The organism is Thalassotalea sp. G20_0 (assembly GCF_017744175.1).
GTDB lineage: Bacteria > Pseudomonadota > Gammaproteobacteria > Pseudomonadales > Endozoicomonadaceae > Endozoicomonas.
In genome coordinates this window covers 25364-46922 of sequence record NZ_JAGHQV010000043.1, presented here as the reverse complement: position 1 = coordinate 46922, position 21559 = coordinate 25364, and the positions used below count along the sequence as shown (strand labels likewise).

At 50.7% G+C, this 21559-nt stretch carries 14 protein-coding genes; 6 read left to right on the top strand and 8 right to left on the bottom strand.

Annotated features, from left to right (window positions below; all coding sequences use genetic code 11):
- The 5 genes from J7438_RS20090 to J7438_RS20070 all read right to left on the bottom strand — a co-directional run.
- Positions 1 to 6775 (bottom strand): VCBS domain-containing protein (locus J7438_RS20090; RefSeq protein ID WP_209277955.1); only part of this gene is annotated, 6775 nt, incomplete at its 3' end.
- A 147-nt stretch (positions 6776 to 6922) separates the two neighbouring features.
- Positions 6923 to 9757, bottom strand: coding sequence for a response regulator (locus J7438_RS20085; RefSeq protein ID WP_209277954.1), 2835 nt, complete (start codon positions 9755 to 9757; stop codon positions 6923 to 6925).
- A gap of 5 nt (positions 9758 to 9762) precedes the next feature.
- On the bottom strand, positions 9763 to 10296 hold the full coding sequence (locus tag J7438_RS20080) for a YfiR family protein (RefSeq protein WP_209277953.1): 534 nt from the start codon (positions 10294 to 10296) through the stop codon (positions 9763 to 9765).
- A 21-nt stretch (positions 10297 to 10317) separates the two neighbouring features.
- Positions 10318 to 12438: a TonB-dependent receptor plug domain-containing protein gene (locus J7438_RS20075; RefSeq protein WP_209277952.1), complete on the bottom strand. Its 2121-nt coding sequence runs from the start codon at positions 12436 to 12438 to the stop codon at positions 10318 to 10320.
- A 170-nt stretch (positions 12439 to 12608) separates the two neighbouring features.
- Positions 12609 to 14003: a S8 family peptidase gene (locus J7438_RS20070; RefSeq protein WP_209277951.1), complete on the bottom strand. Its 1395-nt coding sequence runs from the start codon at positions 14001 to 14003 to the stop codon at positions 12609 to 12611.
- Between the two features lie 405 nt (positions 14004 to 14408).
- Between J7438_RS20070 and J7438_RS20065 the strand changes: the two genes are divergently transcribed.
- On the top strand, positions 14409 to 14852 hold the full coding sequence (locus J7438_RS20065; RefSeq protein WP_209203626.1) for a YHS domain-containing (seleno)protein: 444 nt from the start codon (positions 14409 to 14411) through the stop codon (positions 14850 to 14852).
- A gap of 39 nt (positions 14853 to 14891) precedes the next feature.
- Here J7438_RS20065 and J7438_RS20060 read toward each other — a convergent pair whose 3' ends face one another.
- Positions 14892 to 15470 carry a DinB family protein gene (locus J7438_RS20060; RefSeq protein ID WP_209277950.1) on the bottom strand — a complete coding sequence of 193 codons (579 nt, stop codon included), beginning with the start codon at positions 15468 to 15470 and terminating at the stop codon, positions 14892 to 14894.
- Between the two features lie 372 nt (positions 15471 to 15842).
- Between J7438_RS20060 and gcvH the strand changes: the two genes are divergently transcribed.
- Both gcvH and J7438_RS20050 read left to right on the top strand, forming a co-directional pair.
- Positions 15843 to 16235, top strand: a complete 393-nt coding sequence (gcvH, locus tag J7438_RS20055) for a glycine cleavage system protein GcvH (RefSeq protein WP_101748033.1) — start codon at positions 15843 to 15845, stop codon at positions 16233 to 16235.
- A 183-nt stretch (positions 16236 to 16418) separates the two neighbouring features.
- Positions 16419 to 17165, top strand: coding sequence for a HesA/MoeB/ThiF family protein (locus tag J7438_RS20050; protein ID WP_209277949.1), 747 nt, complete (start codon positions 16419 to 16421; stop codon positions 17163 to 17165).
- Positions 17166 to 17193: 28 nt separating this feature from the next.
- Here the strand turns inward: J7438_RS20050 and J7438_RS20045 are convergent, their stop codons facing one another.
- Positions 17194 to 17460 carry a TfoX/Sxy family protein gene (locus J7438_RS20045; RefSeq protein ID WP_209203623.1) on the bottom strand — a complete coding sequence of 89 codons (267 nt, stop codon included), beginning with the start codon at positions 17458 to 17460 and terminating at the stop codon, positions 17194 to 17196.
- Between the two features lie 458 nt (positions 17461 to 17918).
- Here J7438_RS20045 and mrcB point away from each other — a divergent pair, with 458 nt between their 5' ends.
- The 3 genes from mrcB to J7438_RS20030 are packed head-to-tail and all read left to right on the top strand — an operon-like array spanning position 17919 to position 20984.
- Complete coding sequence (gene mrcB / locus J7438_RS20040) at positions 17919 to 20252, top strand: penicillin-binding protein 1B (protein WP_209277948.1); 2334 nt, start codon at positions 17919 to 17921, stop codon at positions 20250 to 20252.
- Positions 20249 to 20671 carry a tetratricopeptide repeat protein gene (locus J7438_RS20035; protein WP_209203621.1) on the top strand — a complete coding sequence of 141 codons (423 nt, stop codon included), beginning with the start codon at positions 20249 to 20251 and terminating at the stop codon, positions 20669 to 20671. Before mrcB ends, J7438_RS20035 begins: the two co-directional genes overlap by 4 nt.
- Before the next feature lies 1 nt (position 20672).
- On the top strand, positions 20673 to 20984 hold the full coding sequence (locus J7438_RS20030) for a YqcC family protein (protein ID WP_209203620.1): 312 nt from the start codon (positions 20673 to 20675) through the stop codon (positions 20982 to 20984).
- 52 nt (positions 20985 to 21036) lie between these two features.
- Here J7438_RS20030 and J7438_RS20025 read toward each other — a convergent pair whose 3' ends face one another.
- Positions 21037 to 21549, bottom strand: a complete 513-nt coding sequence (locus tag J7438_RS20025; protein WP_209277947.1) for a hypothetical protein — start codon at positions 21547 to 21549, stop codon at positions 21037 to 21039.
- Positions 21550 to 21559: the final 10 nt, after the last annotated feature.

Below are 21559 nucleotides of genomic sequence, written 5' to 3'. Positions count from 1 at the left end.
CGGCGCTGTTCAGGTGAACGCCCGAGTCACTGTGGGTGACGCCGCTGTTGAAGGTCAGTTGGTGGCCGTGGTCGGTCAGATCGGCAGCCACATCGCCGCTGCTGCCCGCCAGGGCAAAGGCCGCCAGCGCATCGGCACCGGGGAAGGCCTGTAACTCGGGTGCCTGATTGTCTGCCGGTGGGGTCGCGGGGTCGGCCGCTACCGCCAGGGTAAAGGTGTCCGAGGCGCTGGCCAGGCCATCACTGGCGGTGACCGTCACCGACAGCGAGCCCACATCACCACTGCCGGGCGTACCCGAGAAGGTGGTGCTGGCGGCATCGAAGCTGAGCCAGGCGGGCAGGGCACTGCCGTCGGCCAGGGTGGCGCTGTAGCTCAGGGCATCGCCGTCCAGGTCACTGAAGCTGTCCGCTGGCAGCTGGTAGCTGAAGGGGGTGTCCTGGTCGGCACTCTGGTCGGCCAGGGCAACATCCAGTACCGGTCCGTCGTTGCTGCCGTTGAGGGTGATGGTCAGGGTGTGGGGGGTGCCATCCGCTGAGGTCACGGTCAGCGTCTCGGTCAGGGTTTCGCCCTCCCCGAGCTGCTGAATGGCCGACTGGCTGTTATCGGCGCTGTAGGTCCACTGGCCACTGGCATCCAGGGTCAGGTCACCGTAGCTGCCGGTGATAGTGGTGGCGATAAACTGCGCTTCGCCGGCATCGCTGTCACTGATGGTCAGGGTACCGCTGGCGCTCAGGACGTCGCTGCTGTCTTCGGTCATTGCCGCACTGTCATCGCCAGCGATCACGGCCGGGGCATCACCGGTGATGTCCAGGGTAAAGTTATCCGAGGTGCTGGCTAAGCCATCGCTGGCGGTGACCGTCACCAACAGCGAGCCCACATCACCACTGCCGGGGGTGCCGGAGAAGGTGGTGCTGGCGGCATCGAAGCGGAGCCAGGCGGGCAGGGCACTGCCATCGGCCAGGGTGGCGCTGTAGCTCAGGGTATCACCCTCCAGGTCGCTGAAGCTGTTTGCTGGCAGCTGGTAGTTGAAGGGGTTGTCCTGATCGGCGTTCTGATCGGCCAGGGCGATATCCAGTACTGGCCCGTCGTTGCTGCCGTTAAGAGTGATGGTCAGCGTGTGGGTGGTGCCATCCGCTGACATTACGGTCAGCGTCTCGGTGAGGGTTTCGCCATCCCCGAGCTGCTGAATGGCTGACTGGCTGTTATCGGCGCTGTAGGTCCACTGACCATTGGCATTAAGGGTCAGGTCACCGTAGCTCCCGGTGATGGTGGTGGCGATAAACTGCGCTTCGCCGACATCGCTGTCACTGATGGTCAGGGTACCGCTGGCGCTCAGGACGTTGCTGCTGTCTTCCGTCACTGTGGCGCTGTCGTCGCCCGCAATCACGGCCGGGGCATCGCCGGTGATGTCCAGGGTAAAGTTATCTGAGGTGCTGGCCACGCCATCGCTGGCGGTGACCGTCACCAACAGCGAGCCCACATCGCCACTGGCAGGCGTGCCGGAGAAGGTGGTGCTGGCGGCATCAAAGCTGAGCCAGGCGGGCAGGGCACTGCCATCGGCCAGGGTGGCGCTGTAGCTCAGGGTGTCACCATCCAGGTCGCTGAAGCTGTTTACTGGCAGCTGGTAGCTGAAGGCGTCGTCCTGATCGGCACTCTGGTCTGCCAGCGCTGCGTCCAGTACTGGTCCGTCGTTGTTACCGGTGACGGTGATGGTCAGGGTGCTGCTATCATTCAGTGGCGTGCCATCATCATCGGAAACGGTGTAGTTCACCACGACGGTAGCGGTTTCACCGGTGGCCAGATAATCAAAGTCGGTACCGGGATTGAAGGTGATGTCCTTGCCACTGAAGGTGACACTGGCGGTGCTGAGCACAATGGCCTGGCTGTCACTGTTGTTGGTCATGGTGGCAATGCTGGCAGCGCTTACACTGAGCACATCACTGCTATCGATATCACTGTCGTTGGCAAGGACATCTACGGTAACACTGTTGTTTTCCTGAGTGGTGCCGGTATCGATGACGGCTACGGGTGCATCGTTGGTGCCGGTGATCGTAATGGTCACTTGCTGATCCACGGTGCCACCCCGGCCATCGTTCACGGTGACGGTGTAAGACTGGGTCAACACTTGGCCTGGTGCCAGGTAATCAATATCCGCATCGGGCAGGCTGAAGGTCCAGTCCACCTGGCCGGTGCCGTCGCCGGTGGTGTTATTGCTGACCGTGGGGGTGAAAGATCCGAGATATCCGGTGGTGTCCGAAGTGACGCTGACTGTCTGGACATCGGTCAAATTCACATCGGCAATGGTAAAGCTGCCGTTGTCAGACAGTGTATTGATGTTCTCACCATTGGCACCATCGGCAATTTCGGTTATGGCTCCGGCCACATCTGTCGCAGCCGTAACGGTGGGAAGCTTGTTGTCGGTGCCGGTGACGGTGATGGTCAGTGTGCTGTTATCAGTCAGTGGCGTACCATCATCATCGGTGACTGTATAGTTGAGTATCACCGTGGCCGTTTCGCCACTGGCCAGATATTCGAAATCGTTACCGGGATTGAAGATAACATTGTTACCGCTGAAATTGACACTGGCCGTGTTGAGAGTAACGGGCTGTTGATCACCATCATTGGTCATGGTGGCAATGCTGGCGGCACTGACACTGAGCGTATTGCTGGTGTCCGGGTCACTATCATTGGCGATTACATCAACGGTGACGGTGCTGTTTTCCCAGGTGTTATCGGTATCTGCGGTGGCCACCGGTGCATCGTTGGTGCCGGTAACGGTGATGGTCAGGGTGCTGCTATCTGTCAGCGGTGTGCCATCATCATCGGAAACGGTGTAATTCACCAGAACGGTAGCGGTTTCGCCGGTGGCGAGATAATCAAAGTCGTTGCCAGGGGAAAAGATCAGGTTGCTGCCACTGAAGCTGACACTGGCGGTGCCGGGCACAATGGCCTGGCTGTCACTGTTGTTGGTCATGGTGGCAATGCTGGCTGCGCTGAGACTGAGCCCGTTGCTGGCATCCGGGTCAGAGTCATTGGCAATAACATCCACGCTGATACTGTTGTTTTCCTGAGTCGCGTCAGTATCTACGGTGGCTACCGGGACATCATTAGTGCCGGTTACCGTGATGGTCAGGATGCTGTTATCCGTCAGTGGTGTGCCATCATCATCGGTGACTGTGTAGTTCACCTTCACCGTGGCCGTTTCGCCACTGGCCAGGTAATCAAAGTCGGTACCGGGATTGAAGATAACATTATTGCCGCTGAAGCTGACACTGGCGGTATTGTGGAGAATGGTCCGGTTGTCGCCATCATTGGTCATGCTGGCAATACCGACGGCATTGACACTGAGCCCATTGCCGGTGTCCAGGTCACTGTCATTGGCGATCACATCCACAGTAACGCTGCTATTTTCTCCGGTATCACCGATATCTGCGGTGGCTACCGGTGCATCGTTGGTGCCGGTGACAGTGATGGTCAGGGTGCTGCTATCCGTCAGTGGTGTGCCATCATCATCGGTAACGGTGTAGTTCACCACGACGGTAGCGGTTTCACCGGTGGCCAGATAATCAAAGTCGTTACCGGGGGAAAAGATTACGTTGTTGCCACTGAAGCTGACACTGGCGGTGCCGGGCACAATGGCCTGGCTGTCACTGTTGTTGGTCATGGTGGCAATGCTGGCAGCGCTCACACTGAGCGCATCACTGCTATCGATATTATCGTCGTTGGCAAGGACATCTACGGTAACACTGTTGTTTTCCTGAGTGGTGCCGGTATCGACGACGGCCACGGGTGCATCGTTGGTGCCGGTGATCGTGATGGTCACCTGCTGATCCACTTTGCCACCCCGGCCATCGTCCACGGTGACGGTGTAAGTCTGGGTCAGCACCTGGCCTGCTGCCAGGTAATCAATATCCGCATCGGGCACGCTGAAGGTCCAGTCCACCTGGCCGGTGCCATCGCCGGTGGTGTTATTGCTGACCGTGGGGGTGAAGGATCCGAGATATCCGGTGGTGTCTGAAGTGACGCTGACGGTCTGGACATCGGTCAGATCAACATCAGCAATGGTGAAGCTGCCGTTGTCAGACAGTGTATTGATGTTCTCACCATTGGCATCATTGGCAATTTCGGTTATGGCTCCGGTCACATCTGTCACAGCCGTGATGGTGGGAGCATTGCTGTCGGTGCCGGTGACGGTGATGGTCAGGGTGCTACTATCAGTCAGTGGCGTGCCATCATCATCGGTGACTGTGTAGTTGAGTATCACCGTGGCCGTTTCACCATTGGCCAGATATTCGAAATCGGTACCGGGATTGAAGATAACATTGTTACCGCTGAAGCTGACACTGGCCGTGTTGAGAGTGATGGGCTGTTGATCACCATCATTGGTCATGGTGGCAATGCTGGCGGCACTGACACTGAGCGTATTGCTAGTGTCCGGGTCACTATCATTGGCGATTACATCGACGGTGATGGCGCTTGTTTCCCAGGTGTTATCGGTATCTGCGGTGGCCACCGGTGCATCGTTGGTGCCGGTAACGGTGATGGTCAGGGTACTGCTATCAGTCTGTGGTGTGCCATTATCATCGGTAACGGTGTAATTCACCAGAACGGTAGCGGTTTCGCCGGTGGCCAGATAATCAAAGTCACTACCGGGATTGAAGGTGATGTTATTGCCACTGACGCTGAGACTGGCGGTGCTCAGCGGAACAGCCTGACTGTCACTGTTGTTGGTCATGGTGGCAATGCTGGCTGCGCTGAGACTGAGTCCGTTGCTGGCATCCGGGTCAGAGTCATTGGCAATAACATCCACGCTGATACTGTTGTTTTCCTGAGTCGCGTCGGTATCGGCGGTGGCTACCGGGACATCATTCGTGCCGGTTACCGTGATGGTCAGGGTGCTGTTATCCGTCAGTGGTGCGCCATCATCATCGGTGACGGTGTAGTTCACCTTCACCGTGGCCGTTTCGCCACTGGCCAGGTAATCAAAGTCGGTACCGGGATTGAAGATAACATTATTGCCGCTGAAGCTGACACTGGCAGTATTGTGGAGAATGGTCTGGTTGTCGCCATCATTGGTCATGCTGGCAATACCGGCGGCATTGACACTGAGCCCATTGTTGGTGTCCAGGTCACTGTCATTGGCGATCACATCGACAGTAATGCTGCTGTTTTCTCCGGTACCACTGGTATCTGCGGTGGCTACCGGTGCATCGTTGGTGCCGGTGACAGTAATGGTGAGGTTGCTGCTATCCGTCAGTGGTGTGCCATCATCATCGGTAACGGTGTAGTTCACCACGACGGTAGCGGTTTCACCGGTGGCCAGATAATCAAAGTCGTTGCCAGGGGAAAAGATTACGTTGTTGCCACTGAAGCTGACACTGGCGGTGCCGGGCACAATGGCCTGGCTGTCACTGTTGTTGGTCATGGTGGCAATGCTGGCAGCACTGACACTGAGCATATTGTTGCTATCCAGGTCACTGTCGTTGGCAATGACATCGACGAAAACGCTGTTGTTTTCCCCAGTTGTGTCAATATCGGCGGTGGCTACTGGCCCGTCGTTGGCTCCGGTGACGGTAATAGTGGTGATGGCGTTTGAGGTCATACCACCATCGTCACTCATGATGTAGTGAATGGTGATGACAGCGGACTCACCGGTTGCCAGATAATCAAAATCTGCCCCGGGGGTAAACTGCAGCCGGTTATCAACAATGGTGACAGAGCCCTGACCAGCCATGACATTGCCCAGGTTATCGACAATCTCAGCGCTGTGGAGGTTGAAGTTGTCGGGGCTATCAGCCAGATCTGCATCGACATCATTTGCCAGTACATCGATGATCAGTACATTATTTTCATGGCTGTCATCAATATCGTCATAAGCTTCAGGCGCTTCATTGAGATCATTAATTGAAACACTGATGGAGGCATTTCTGCTGAGACCATTCTGGCTAGTTACTTCGACGGTTAAGTTGTAGCTATCTCTTATTTCATGATTCAGGGGGCCGGTAACGAGCAGTTCACCGGTTGTGGGCTTGATGGCAAAGGCGTTGTCTTCATTACCTCCGATAATGGCAAACGTTATATTGTCAGATTGGCTGGCAATAACTTGACCTACGACCGTAGAGCCGTCTTCAGGGACGTTTTCATTAACGTTAAAGTTTTGACTTTCGATGACTGGAGCAATGCTTTCAGAGACAGAAGGTTGATTGTCACTCAGTTGACTAATTGAGTTGAACTCCAGTTGACTAAGTTCGTTACCTTTTGATTGCTCTTCCGTTGATTGGCGGTCCGTATTTTGACTGTTTTCCTGCTCAATGATGACCGTAGTAGGTAACCGTGATTGGTTAATGCCTGTATCTGATTGATCTGAAGTGCTCTGTGTTGAATCTGAATTATCTGATTGCTCTGTTGGTGAGTCATTAACCTGTTCGCTTTCTTTAATTTGATCACTTTCATCAGCTTCATCGCTTTCATCCGTTTGATCACTTTCTTCGCTTTCTTTATCTTGATCACCTTCTTCGCCGGCAGCCGTTGGATCAAGACTATTAACGATCTCTGCCCCCATCACTACTTGTTGCGCCACCGGAACCGTAAGTGATTGTCCATTTAATAATTTGACGACAACTTCTGAACCGGACTCATTATTAATGACTTCATCAAGAAAAATGGGGTCACCAACCTTTTTGGTGACAATGTTTCCATTTGAATCAGTGACTTCAATGGCTGAAGTGGCATCGGTTACATATCCTATGACAGGGACATTGTTGTCAGAATTCATCAGTTTACCTCTTCCGCTAAGGTGTTGTCCGGCTTACATGCGGTTCATGAACTTATTCGGTAATTGTAGTTGTTTGATGTGAGATATAATCAGTCAACATATTTAAAAGGACCTATTCGTATTCAGATGAATCACGGGTCATTTTGATCAGTCAATTTTTTGATTGTTTTTGGTTTTTATTATTAGAGCTTTCAGGGTTTCATCAAGCGTTGATTCCAGCGAAGCGATTAACGCTGATGCCTCTGCCAGCTGGTTGGCTTTCCCTTCCTTCTCAATGTCGGCTGCAATCATTGCCAGCTGTGTGGCACCAAGATTGTTGCTGCTTGATTTCAGGGTATGGGCTGCTCTTACCAGAACCTCACGGTCTGCATCTTTGGAGGAGAACCGGATATCGGCCATTAATTTAGGTGCGTCTTCCAGATAGCTGTTAATCAGTACCGGGAACTCTTCTTCCATCAACTCTTGAAGTGCATTGAATACGGACTGATCAATTAATGGATGCTGTTTTGATTGATCCGGTTTGCTGGCAATCGCCCGGGTTGTTTCTGCAGCTTCCGGTGTTGCTGTCTGTGGAGGCGTGTCGTGAATCAGCCAGTGTGCCAGCCTCTCCCTGAGGTGGTCAATTTTGACCGGTTTGCTCAGATAGTCATCCATACCGGCAGCCAGGCACTTTTCCCGGTCTTCAGCCATTGCGTTAGCAGTCATTGCGATGATCGGTATTCTGGGTAACTGTTGCTCACGCTCTCTCTGTCTGATCAGACCTGTGGCTTCATATCCGCTCATCTCAGGCATTTGGCAGTCCATCAGCACCAGGTCGTAGGTTTGGTGCCGGCTCATGTCGAGGGCTTCACGACCATCTTCTGCTAAATGAATATGACTCAAGCCAATTTTTTTCAGCATGCTGGTAGCGACTTTCTGGTTGACCATATTGTCTTCTACCAGAAGTATCTGGATGCCTTCGGGGAATACTGCCGTTTCTGGTTCATGTTGGTCTGTCAGGCCATCCGGTTGTTGGCTGGCGTGATGGTAATGCATCACCTGCATGGTGGTATCCAGTAATCTGGATTGTCGGAATGGTTTGCTCAGGCAAGCGGACAGTCCGGCCGCTTGCTGTTGTTCCTGAGTGATAAAACCGGTAGAGCTGAGCATTATTCTGCGAATGGACTGTAAGTCGGGATCGTCTTCGATCACTTTAGACAATTCCAGCCCATCCATGTCGGGCATATTCATATCCAGAAAGACAAGCTCATAGGGCTGGTTATTGTTATAAGCTTTTCTCAATATCTGCAGAGCGTCTTTTACGGTTGATGCCTCGTTGTGATCCAGGCCCCAGGCCGTTAGATAGTGGCGGAGAATCTCCCGGTTGGTGTGGTTATCATCAACGACCAGGGCTCTTATACCATCCAGTGCATGAAGTACCTGAGACTTTTGCCTGCATTGGTTTTGGGATATTGCCATTTCCAGGGTGAAGGTAAATGTGGAGCCGAGACCTTCAGCACTGATAACACGGATGTTGCCTCCCATTAACTCAACTAATTGTCGGGAGATCGTCAGGCCCAGACCGGTGCCTCCAAACTTCCGGGTAGTACTGCCGTCGGCCTGGGTAAACTCATTGAACAGGGTTGGCAGGATATGTTCAGCAATACCAATGCCGGTATCCTCCACAGAAAATTCAATTTGAGCCGACGTCTGTGATCGTTTGATCAGGTTTACTTTAACGCTGACCTCTCCTTTGATGGTGAATTTTACGGCATTGCCAATCAGGTTGGTTAGCACCTGTCTCAGTCTTACCGAGTCTCCTTTCAGTGTGGCTGGCAGATCAACATCGGTATAGCAGCTAAGCTCCAGGCCCTTCTCCCGGGCGGTGCCTGCCAGTAATGTGCAGACATCTTCAACAACATCCCGGACTGAAATATCCACTTCCTCAATGGTCATTTTGCCCGCTTCAATTTTTGAAAAGTCGAGAATGTCGTTAATGATGGAAAGTAGCGAATCAGCAGAGGAATAAGCGGTATTCAAAAAATCATTTTGTGTTTTTGTGAGCGGGGTGTCTTTCATCAGGTCCAGCATGCCAAGCACACCATTCATCGGCGTACGGATTTCATGGCTCATATTGGCCAGGAAGGAGCTTTTGGCTTTGACCGCATCCAATGCGGCTTCTTTGGCTTCATTAAGCTCCTTCAGATTTTCTTTTAGCCCCCGATTGGCCATTTTCAGTTCATTGGTTCTACTGGTAACGGTGGCTTCCAGATTTTCACGATGCTGCTGCAGTCGGTCATCTCGCTCTTTGATCTGCATGAGCATGTTATTGAAGCAGTCATACAGTTGTCCAATCTCATCGTTGTCGTATTTTTGCACCTGGCGATCATATTGCTGGTATTCAGTGATTTCGCTAATGGTATCCGCCAGCTCTGTAATGGGACGTGCCAGCAATTTTTGCAGCCTGGCACTCAGCATTGCCGCCAGTACGATAGAAATTAATGCCGCAATCATGACCAAAAATAAGATATGAGTGAGGTGCAGGTAGAGCTCACTCAGGTTTGACTGGATATAAATGGCACCAATAAACTGACCATCCAAATTGATAGGGCGATATAAATGCAGCTTGGCTTTGCTGAATAAGGTAACGGGCTGGTTGAGTTCCTGCAGGGTAAAAGCCCAGGGTTGTTTCTTTTCCCGATGATAGTCGGCGACGCGCTCACCTTCCGGATTTAATAAGTAGGCCGCTTCTATTTCATTGGTGCTGGAGAAACCGTTCAATAGTTGTTCAGCCGCTACCGTATCCTCAAACATCAAAGCTGCCTGGGCATTGGCACCAATCACTTCAACCAGGGTTTCCAGTTTACTGACCAGCAAAGACCGTGAATGCATATATTCACTGACGGTTTGCACACTCAGGGTCACCAGCAGAACGGAATACGCCGTTATCAGCATGGCGTATCGTAACTTCTTTTTAATGGGCAGGTTCTTAAATGTGATCATAATGACTATTTAACAACCTTGGCTAACCTCATTAATTGGGCGTTAATTGACAGGCTCGCATTTCTGGTCGCACTCTGACTGATGGCAAATTGAATCCGGCTACCGGTACGGATCAGTCCTATCACGCCACCTTGATAAGCGAAGTTCTCGCTATCACTGATGGTCAGTACTGATTCATTTTTTAATTTCTTTAAGATCCCGGATACGACATATGGCGTTGAGTTATGGATGTAGACAATGTCGCATAGCTTTTCCAATGGGGCGCTATGAATTTTATGAGTGACTGATATACGCCGTCCCCTGCTGAATTTATGATTGATTTTTTGCAGTTCACTGTTGATGGCTCCGCTGCCAATAATGCACAGTGCCAGGGTCTGCTTTTTTCCGGGCCAGGCAACAAACTTGGAAAGTTTATAGACAATGGCAGCCTTAACCTTATCCGCTTTGGTAACTTCGCTGGCTGCTGATTGAGTTATGTTTAAGCAGCAGAGCAGAGCTATTGCAATGATTGCGTACATTTTGTTGATTATGATCGGCATGAAGTGATCTCCCCCATCCGATTAATGTTGCCAGCGTAACTGCAGGTACCAGGATTCCTGTACCTCAGTTTCGCCGAGCCCGCTGAATATTTCATCGAATTCCAGCCGTTGTTTGTCGAACAGGTTCTTGCCGGTCAGGGATAATTCAAGGTCTTTGCCGAATTTTTTGGCTACCCTGAAGTCCAGAGCCGTGTAGGCACTAACTTCTGCATCTTTAAGGTTATCCATATAGCGTACCCAGAAATCCAGATACCACTGGTGGGGTAAGTTCATGTAAGAACGGATATTGGCGGTATTGTTGGCACTGAGGGTTTCCAGTAAGTGTTCATTTCCCCTAAGGTAGCTGTTGGTTATAGCTGAACCGGAATCCTTGCTGAATGCATCAACACCCAGAAAACTGTAGTTAAATTGCAGTTTCCACCAGGGGGTTGCCTGCCAGTCTGTTGTTACCTCCAGACCATAAGTGTTAGCCGTTAGCCCGTTGGCAAATGTGGTTGAATATTCTACGGCGGGTTTGCCTCCATTATCGCCATAGGAGCAAAGCATGACTGAACTGTCAAAAGTGGTTCTATCCAGGCAACCGGGTTGATCAACGTAAGCCAAAAGATCTCTGTACTGGTTGAAAAATGCAGTGATATCAAACAGTAGTCGGTTATTAAATTGCTCTCTATAGCCCACCTCCAAAGCAAATAATTTTTCCGAATCCAGTTGATCATTGCCACTGATAGCCAATAAGTCTGGAGTAGCGGTTCCCGGTACAGGAGCGTCCTCTTCTCGCAGGAATGCAATTCCACGGGAAATTACCGATGTTTCACTGATTGATGGCGTCTTTAACGCACTGGCCGCTTTCATCCAGAGGGTTTGCTCGTCCGATATCTTCCAGGTCAGACTGGCATTGGGTTGAATCTCGTAACCGGTAAAGTCGTTATGCTCAAAGCGGGAGCTGAGCGTCAGAGCCCATTGCGGTGAAAGGGTAATATGATCCTGAACAAATGCGCTGTATAGCCGGTCCGTTCGCCTGGCAGGTGCCATGGTGATGTTGTTCGTGGCGCTGTTGAGGTTATATTGGGTCAGTCGATAACCCAGGCCCCAGATGATGTCATGATCGTTGCCGGGTAGTATCTGGTGCTGAAACTCAAGGTCGGCAGTATCTCGCTTTTCCGTGAACCGGTAATCATAATTTTCATAGCGGTCATAGTAGCCTTTGAGCGTAAAGTGGCTGCCGTCAGCCTGGTACTGTTTATAGCTGCCGATCAGGTGCCCACCCTTTTGGTCTCTGCTTTGATTGATAATGCGATCCGGGCTCAGTGTGGTTTCATTGAAGATTTTTAAGTCGGGGCGGGTTGTGCCGTCATAAAGTTCACTCTGAAGTGACGCTTCAGCCCCGTTTGCTGTTCGCCAATTCGCTTTAAATCCCGCTCGTTTTAATGTCCAGTCATCATTGGCATCGGTACCGTCTTTGTTCGCTAATCCATCGCGGTTGAAGGTTTTGAAAAATGCCCGGTAGTAGCCGTAATCCCCTAATTCCCCTCCGTAGCGATAAGCCCCAAAGGCCTTCTCTTCCGAACCAAACCCGGTAGACAGCAGACCACCCTGAGTATCTGCCGCATGTTTGGTAATAATATTGATCACACCATTCACGGCATTGGCACCCCACAGCGCTGCCCCCGGACCGCGAATCACCTCAATGCGGGCAATATCTTCCAGCATGGTGTCCTGAACATCCCAGTTAACACCTGAGAACAGAGGCGAGTAAACGGTGCGCCCATCGATCAGTACCAGCAATTTATTGGCAAAAATGTAATTAAAGCCCCGGGTACTGATGGACCAGGTATTGCTATTCAACCGGGCTACCTGCATGCCTGGCACCATTCTCAGTGCCTCTGGAATTGAAGTCACTCCTGAACGCTGAATATCCTCATTGGTGATAACAAACACAGCAGCAGGAGAGTCCATCAGGCGCTGTTTTCTTTTGGATACCGATGTGACGTCGGGGACATCCAGTGCGATCAGCTCTTCCAGGCTGAGATCCAGAAGCCCATCATCGGTTATTTCCGGATCGGAATCAGCCTGAAGATTCACGGGAGCGATGAGAGAAGAAAAAATTCCAGCCAGCAGCAGCGCATGATTTGATGGTTTCAAGGTTCCACTCCATTGGATTTATTGAAGAGAGAAGTGCTGCTGAATCGTTCTCTGTTCATCCCGGGTATTACTGCTCCATTGTTTGATCTTTGAAGCCTTGCAATACCTGTTTATCTTATTAGCCCTTATTAAAAACCTAGCCCTGATTTCAGGGCTTGTCTGACTATTTCTCACTTAGCCTTCTGGATTGCTCTCAGAAAGGCCGCTGCATCAGCAATCCCGGAACCACATCTGAAGGTTGAGCAATCGCTATCTGAGGCAAATGGTCTGGCTGTTTCTTTCAACAGGCGCTCACGCTCAGAGGGTGACAGCGTTGGATTGACAGCGTAGCTAAGGTCAATCAAACCGGCGATATGTGGTGCTGCCATGCTGGTGCCCTGAAGCTCAGCGTAGGAGCCACTTGTCGGACCGTTCAGCCCGGAATTGTACAATGACAGGATGCCATTGCCCTGGAACAGTGTTTCACCACCGGGAGCCATAATGTCGATCTCGGTACCATAATTTGAGTACCAGCTGCGGTTTCCTGTGCGATTGATAGCACCAACAACAATGACATTCTTGCAATTTGCCGGCGTGCTCATCGCCACATTTTGTTGCTCATTGCCTGCTGCAACCACCACAGTGACACCCGCAGCAACCACTTCATCAATGGCATCCTGATAGGTTTGCGGACACCAGAGCGCTTCACCACCAAGGCTTAGATTCAGTACGTTGACTGGATTGGGGTTTGTCGGAAGTCCATAGACTTTCAGGCCTGCCCCCCAACGCATGGCTGAAACGATATCGGAGGTATAACCACCACATCGCCCAAGTGCCCTGAGAGTTTGCACCCTGGAGAGCCAGGTAACCCCTGAAACACCGATGCTATCATTGGTTGTCGCCGCAATCGTGCCCGTAACATGAGTTCCGTGCCAGCTGCTCTTTCGGGCATTAGCCGGAACCGGGTCACCGAATGAGGAGCCACAGGCTCCTGGCTGCAGGGCGTCTCCCGGATCCCGGGGGTTGCTATCCCAGCCATCACCATCATTAGCCATCCAGGGATCAGAAACAAAATCATAACCTGCTACCAGCCTGTCATTAATCTCCCGGTGGTCAGTAATTCCGGTATCAATAACACCGATCACATTGTCAGTACTGCCAATGGATATGTCCCAGGCAGCAGGGAGATTAATACCCGCTCCGGTTTCAAAGTAGTGCCATTGCTGATTATAAAGTGGGTCGTTGGGGACTCTCATGGCCTGCATTACCAGATCTGGCTCAGCAAACTTTACCTGGGGGTCATCTTCTAATCCGGCTGCCAGCGTCTTTGCATCGTCAAGATTAACGGTGGCTCCTATTGACAGCACTTCCTGCCTTTTTCCGGCAGCAACCCCATAACCACCATGGGTTACACCCTGTTTAATAAAAGCTAATGCTCTGGCTTCGGTAGGCTTTTCTTTAAAGTGAACAATGACTCTATCTGTGCGTTGTAATAAAAGTCGGTAATTATCCACTTCAGCCTGTGAAATAAATGTTGGTGTTAACAGTGTTGCTGCTAAAACAATCCTTGTCAGCAGTGAGTTCATTGATGCTTGCCTCAGGGGTAAATAATTAACCAAACAAAATGTTCAATTCTATTTGGTTAACTACTTGCAGGAATTTGGAATCCACCTAAGAAAAAAGTATGGTGGATGGAAATAGAGGCTTCAAAGTATTTTGGATGGTTGACGGCTGATCTTATATTGGACGTCACAAAGCACCTAATGGTATTGGCAGGTTTGATGTTACTGTCGATTTGTCTTCTGGAAAACGCTGCCATTATTTCGGCAGCACTGGTCAGCATTGATGGTTTTATCCCATCATAGCTGGCTTTTCTGGCGCTTTTTTGGGGCATTTACTGTAGAATTTATTAAGGCATGGAAATAGGGGAAGCTTGGTCAGCCGATATCCCTGGACAAAATAAAATCAACAACTGAAGAGGGTGATGCTTCATGAATACCTTGTTAAGAATAGCTTCGGTCCTGTTGATGGCATTGAGCGTCAACACCTTTGCTGACAAACATATTTATACTGGCTGGTTCAGCAGTAAAGCCATCAACGGCTATGATGCCGTTGCTTATTTCACGGAAGGAAAGCCCATAAAAGGGAGTGCCAAGTATAAATTTGAGCACTTGGGCGTGGAGTGGTACTTCTCTTCAGAAAAACATCTCAGCCTGTTTAAGACGCATCCTGAGCAGTATATGCCTCAATACGGCGGCTACTGTGCGTGGGCTGTTGCTGCAACAAAACAAAGGGCACCGGGAGACCCGAAATACTGGAAAATTGTCGATGACAAACTGTATTTGAATTACGACAACAGTGTGCAGGAAAAATGGCTGGTGGATATTCCGGGCTTTATTAAAGCTGCGGATAAGAATTGGCCAGAAATGAACTGAGTGTTGCCGCGATTGTACGAAGTATCGTAGAACGACAGTTTAGTTTTCAGAGGATGATTCCTGCTGTTTTTGATAAATCAGTGTTGAGGTGGCAACGCCGAAATTTTTGGGGGGGTGGTGGCCTGACTGTTGCAGCAGCAAGTTGATGATGGCCAAATGGTGCGTGGTGTGACATTGCAAAAATAACAGCTCACGAACGACGGATGTTTCCGTCTTAACGACAGTTCCATTGGTATCAATGCAGGCATTGAGTGTGAGATGGATCTCACCCGATGTATTCTTTGTCAGTTTCACCAGCTGCTCTTTAATACTCAGTAAAGCGCCAACTGCAGAAGAGACATTCCTCTCACATTCCGGGTCTCTGTCCCTGTTGTCGTAGTTAATGTATCTACTATCCAGACCGGATAAAAAACACTGATAAAACTCAATGATATGACGTACATGAGCGCCTATGGTTTGAGCTTTGTCAGGAACGACAGATTTCTGACAAGTATTTGCAGGAAGTCCTTCAATAACCTGAATCAACTCAGACAACAACTGTTCATTACATCGGCAGGCATTGGATAGTGACATTCGACTCTGAACCTTATCACTTGATTTACCATTAATCCGTGCCATGTTGGCGCAACATCAGGCCCACGGCACACTTCGGGCTTCTTAGCTCTGTCTTATACCTTTTCAGTGTTGCACAGGCTGTCGAGTTTTGTATACAGGGTAGTCAGCTCAGGGTAGTCAGCTCAAAAAATTCAGAGGTACGTTCTATCCAGGTCGTTAACCGGGATGGTGCTATGTAAACTTCCCACTAAACTAGTTAGAATGCTCGTGCCAGTCAGCGATGAGCTCTTCGACAGCCTTGAGCTCTTCGACAGCCCTGAGCTCTTTGACAGTCATGAGCCAATAAACAGCGTTTGATTTCACCGCGTTGTCTTCCCGGAGGGGGATAACAGGGTGAGGCCCTAGCTTTACTGAGAGTCAACCGAGGAAAAATAGATGAGCAATATACCTTCTGAGTTACGGTATCTGCGTTCCCATGAATGGGTCAGGTTGGAGGAAGATGGTACCGTCACTATTGGTATTACAGATCATGCCCAGGAAGCCCTGGGGGACGTGGTTTTTGTTGAACTGCCTGAGCAGGGTGCTTTACTCGCTGCAGGTGATGAGGCCGGCGCTGTAGAGTCTGTAAAAGCTGCCTCCGAGATCTATGTGCCATTGACGGGTGAAGTTATTGACGTTAATGGCATTCTTGAAGACGCTCCGGAAACCGTCAACAGTGATCCTTATAATGATGGCTGGTTCTTCAAGATGAAACTTGATGATGATGGTGAACTCGGTGATCTGATGGATGCAGAAGCCTATGGTGAGTTTATTGAGTCAGAGTCTTGATTGCTTTCGGGCAAGCTGATCCCTGCATCTGAAGTCATTACCTGTTACCAACCACCTACTGCCAGCAGATAGCAGTGGGTGTGTTATCGGCTTGATGCTCTCCTTATACTTCACCTTAGTGCCGAATTTCCTGACGGTTCAGCCTATCTTTCAAGCTATTTTTTATAAGGACAGCAACCATCCATGAATGATGAGCAGTTACTCCGCTATAGCCGACAAATTATGCTTCCCCAGGTTGATATCGAAGGGCAGGAACGGTTGCTGTCATCAAGCGTTTTAATTCTTGGTCTGGGTGGGCTGGGCTGTCCGGCAGCTCAGTACCTGGCAGCAGCAGGCGTGGGGCACATGGTGCTGGTTGACCCGGATACGGTGGATACTACCAACCTTCAGCGGCAGTCCCTTTATTGTGCTGATGATTTGGGGGCTGCAAAAGTCTCCGCTGCACAGGCCCGGCTGTTGGCAGTCAATGACAGTATTCAGATTGAGACCATCCATGGATGTCTGGCAGGTGAAGGCCTGTCAGAGCAGGTGAGAAGAGTGACTGTGGTTCTGGATTGTACCGATAACTTTACCAGTCGGTTTGCCATCAATGCTGCCTGTGTCAGGGCCTCTGTTCCCCTGGTCAGCGGTGCCGCTATCAGGCTTAATGGCCAGCTGACAGTTTATGATCGTCGTCAGCCTGATGCACCCTGTTATCGGTGTCTATACGATGAGCAGAGCAATGAAAATCTCAGCTGTTCTGAATCGGGAATTCTGGGCCCAGTGGTCGGAATGATAGGTACCATGCAGGCATTGGAAGCCATCAAACTGATTGCCGGATTTGGCAAAACATTGAATGGTCGTTTGATGATTTTTGACGCGATGACCATGGAGTGGCAGACCATGGGGCTGCAGGCAGATCCGGAGTGTCCTGTCTGCAGCCGGGTGTAAATGGCGTCAAACTTTTATGAGGGAGGTGTCAGGGTGGTGGAGGACTGTCTTTTACTGCCTCTAACAGACGGGCCTTGTAATCCGGGTCCAGGTCATTCCAGTGCGCGCCAATAAGGGCTCCTTCAAGGGCGTAGAGCAATACCTTGGAAACTTTAAAGCCACGGTCACGAACCTTGCAGTAGGCTGCAACAGAGCCTACGTCATGGAGTTGTTCGAGCGTTCTGATGCCTACAGCGTTTAACCATTGTACGGATGTTTTGCCAAGGTTTTTTAATTCGATCAGATCAGTTGCCATGTACTGGATCCCTAACTCAACTCTAGCGTCCGTACCAGAGACAGCATGATTATTAAAAACTCAGAAGTCATTTTCCCTTAAGAATAGACCAGACTTTTGAAGTCCTCCCATAGAGTTATCAGTTATTACTGACGCAATGGTATTTTGACGCCTTGTTGGGACTTTCCAGTACATCATTTCGATGAGTGTGATGTGTACAATCTCCGCTCAGGAGGAACGGAGCTTGGTAGTCATTGATAGAAGGAACCCATCAATCACATTGAAACCATGTACTGGCAACCAGATGGCTGATAAAGCCACTTTATTATCCACAGTAAGCGACACGGGTCCCGCATTTACTAATAAACCATCATTTTCGATACCAAAATACTTCCTGAAGGGAAACAATATAGACATTTCCCGATCACTTTCATTTTCCGAACAAGATCAACAACAGGCTCCAGCGTATAATCGCCATCATGGTAAAGAAATCGACGACTAAAAAAGGCAGGCCTGCCAAAAAGACAAAATCATCCTCTAAGCAAAGGCAGGGCAATCCGGTACCGTGGAAATCTATCCTGCTCAAGCTGGGCTTGACGCTGGTGGTTCTGGTTGGTGCTTACGCTGTCTATCTGGATGCCGTAGTTACTAAACAGTTTGAAGGGAAAAAGTGGGCGATACCGGCCAAGGTATTTGCCCGTCCTGTTGAATTGTATACTGGCAAGCTGATAACCCCCGGTGATCTCCAGTCCCAGCTCAGGCGTCAGGGCTATCAGGCGGTGCGTGATGTGGCGCGACCAGGTACGTTTGCCCGCAATGGCAGCCAGTTCGTTATTTATAGCCGGGGGTTTCACTTTCCCGATGGTGCTGAGCCACCACGCTATGTGCAGGTTGACTTTCAAGGCAATGAGGTGATTCGTCTCGTCGGCCGGGATGGTCAAAACCTGCCACTGTTAAGGCTTGATCCACAGCCCATTGGGGGTATTTATCCGGCCAGCTATGAAGACCGCCTGCTGATTCGTACCGCCCAGGCTCCCCGGTATCTGATTCCTGCTCTGTTGGCCATTGAAGACCGGGACTATTACGACCATGTCGGGATCTCACCCACCTCCATTGCCCGGGCCATGGTGGCCAATCTGAAAGCCGGAGGGGTTGTTCAGGGGGGGAGTACCATTACCCAGCAGTTGGTGAAAAACTTCTTTTTGACCAATGAGCGCACTCTGGTCCGTAAAGGTAAAGAAGCCATTATGGCACTGCTGCTTGAGCTGCATTATGGCAAAGAAGAGATTCTTGAAACCTATTTAAATGAGGTTTACCTGGGGCAGCACGGACGTCGGGCTATTCATGGTTTTGGCCTGGCCAGCCAGTTCTACTTTGCCCAGCCCCTTAAGGAGTTGAATCTCGCCCGCACGGCTTTGCTGGTGGCTATGGTCAAAGGACCATCTTATTACGACCCAAGGCGATACCCTGAGCGCGCCCTGAAGAGACGAAACCTGGTGCTGGATGTCCTGGCAGAGCGATCCATCGTGCCTGCTGCCGAAGTTGAGCGCTCTAAAAGATTGCCATTAGGCGTCGTCAGTCGGGAACTGATCAGTACCAACGATTTTCCTGCCTATATCGATATGGTGAAAGAGCAGCTGCGCAAGGATTATGATGAGAAGGATCTGACCTCTGAGGGGCTGAGAATTTTCACCAACCTGGACCCGATGATTCAGCGGGAGGCCCAGAACAGCGTTACCAGCACGTTAACGACTCTGGGTAAGGGCAATCAGCTTCAGGGTGCCATGGTGGTTAGCTCTGCCCAAACGGGGGATCTTCTCGCGGTTGTGGGCGATCGAAACCCCGGGTATGCCGGATTTAACCGTGCCCTTGAGGCACGCAGACCGGTTGGCTCCCTGTTGAAGCCGGCAATCTATCTAACTGCTCTTGAACGACCCGGCCAGTACACATTAACGACGCCTGTCCATGATACGCCGGTGAAAATCAGTGATGGTCGTGGTGGTTACTGGGAGCCTCAGAATTACAGTCGTGAATCCCATGGGGAGGTGCCACTCTATCTGGCACTGGCAAAATCCTATAATCAGGCGGCAGCCAATACCGGGATGGCGGTTGGTTTGTCATCGGTACTGGATACGCTTAAGAGGCTGGGTATCGAGCAGGAGTTACCACCTTATCCTTCGGTATTGCTTGGTTCTCCATCCATGGCTCCGATTGAGGTTGCCAAGATGTACCAAACCATCGCCAGTGGTGGTTTTCGTATGCCGTTGCGGGCTATCGATGCGGTGGTAGACAGCCAGGGTAAGCCACTCAGCCGGTACAGTATTTCTGTCGAGCGGGCTTTTCAGCCGGGGCCAATGGAACTGCTGCGTACCGCTTTGGGTATGGTAATGGAAGACGGTACGGGACGTGGCGTATATCAGTATGTTGAGCCGGGTATTGCCCTGGGCGGTAAAACAGGCACCACCAATGATCTCCGGGATAGCTGGTTTGCCGGTTACTCCGGTGATCTGGTGGCAGTGACCTGGATTGGCCACGACGACAACAGCCCAACAAAACTCACTGGCAGCAGTGGTGCTTTGAAGATCTGGGGTAACTTTATGTCGAATGTGCCGGTGCAATCGGTAAAATCCCTGGGAGCCAGCAATGTGACCAGCGTCTGGGTAAATCCGTCGGCAAATGGTCGCAGTCATCGCTATTGTCAGGGCGCTATACCATTGCCCTATATCAAGGGTTCTGAGCCAAAGGCCTATGCCGGTTGTAAAGCTGATGTGAAGGATTCTCTGTTTGACAAAATCAAAGGGTGGTTTGAATGAAGTATGACACCATCTGTGAGTGGCGTGGCAAAGCGATATCTTTTCCACCCGGATTTTTCGTTGCGCTGTTGTTGGCTGCAGTTCTGACGGGTTGCTCTACGCCGGTATTGATGCAGAAAGAGCAGTACGGAGTATTATCGTCACCCTATGAACAGCGTCAGGATGCACTGGGTACATTATTGCACCAGGCCTGGAATGCCCGGGAAGCTGGCAGGTTTGATGAGGCCGAGAGTGCACTTGGACGGGCGATGCGTATCGGTCCAACGGCTCCGGACGTTTATTACCAGCTGGCCCTGCTGCGTCAGGATCAGGGGCGTGTTGCCCAGTCCCGGCAACTGGCTGAGAGAGCATTAAGTCTGGGACCGGGCTTTATGCTGGAACGAAAAATCAATCATTTGTTAAGTGCGTTGAATAGCTGATATGTCTGAAGAAGTTATTGTTTTGCTGGACGCTATGGAGTCAGAGCTGCGCAGGCAGGATGTCTGGCTTCCCATGCCTCCGTCGGTTGAAGCCATGAACAGCACCACACCTTTTTGCATGGATACCATGGCATTCAGCCAGTGGTTGCAGTGGATATTTGTTCCCCGCGTCAGGGCTATCATTGATGGGGGCGGCACTCTGCCAAAAGGTTCAAATATCAAATCCTATGCAGAAGAGGTGTTGCCCCTTGAGCGGCTGGAAAGTGAAAAGCTGTTGCTGATTATTGAGCAGTTTGACCGATTAATGAGTTGACCTGCTGTCGCAGGTCAATAGTTTATGGAATCTACAGGCAAGTGTTGGATATTCAGGTGCCGGGTCTTGGTGGCGGATGGCTGGCATGTCGATCCCGAATACCACAACAGCTGCGAAAAAAGTCGGCTATAGCAGCTGTACTGCCTCTGACTGGTTGAGGCTCTTGTGGAAGCGTTTCTAACGCTTCCGGTAAAGGTTCTGCCTGTGAGGTTTGCAGGTCTTGTGGTTTGTCCTCTGGCTGAGAATCACTGATATTGTGGTCATGATCTGATATTGCATCTGATAATTTTGTTCCAATTTGAGAAAGTGGATCTAATACGGAGGACATACTATCAACACTGGCCAGTTGCGGTATGATTTCACCTTCCGGTTGTGGATTAATCGCACGGTCAGCCGCTTTTTTATCATTTGGCACCTGCTCTGAATTAAACGAATCGGGAGGTGGTAATAATGTTTCCCGTGATCTTGAAACTTCTGGCTCTGAACTTGCGGCAGAAGGAGTACCAATTGGTTGACTTTGTTGTGTATATAATATGGGGGCTGAACCAGTAACAGAAGAATCCATAGCTACCTCT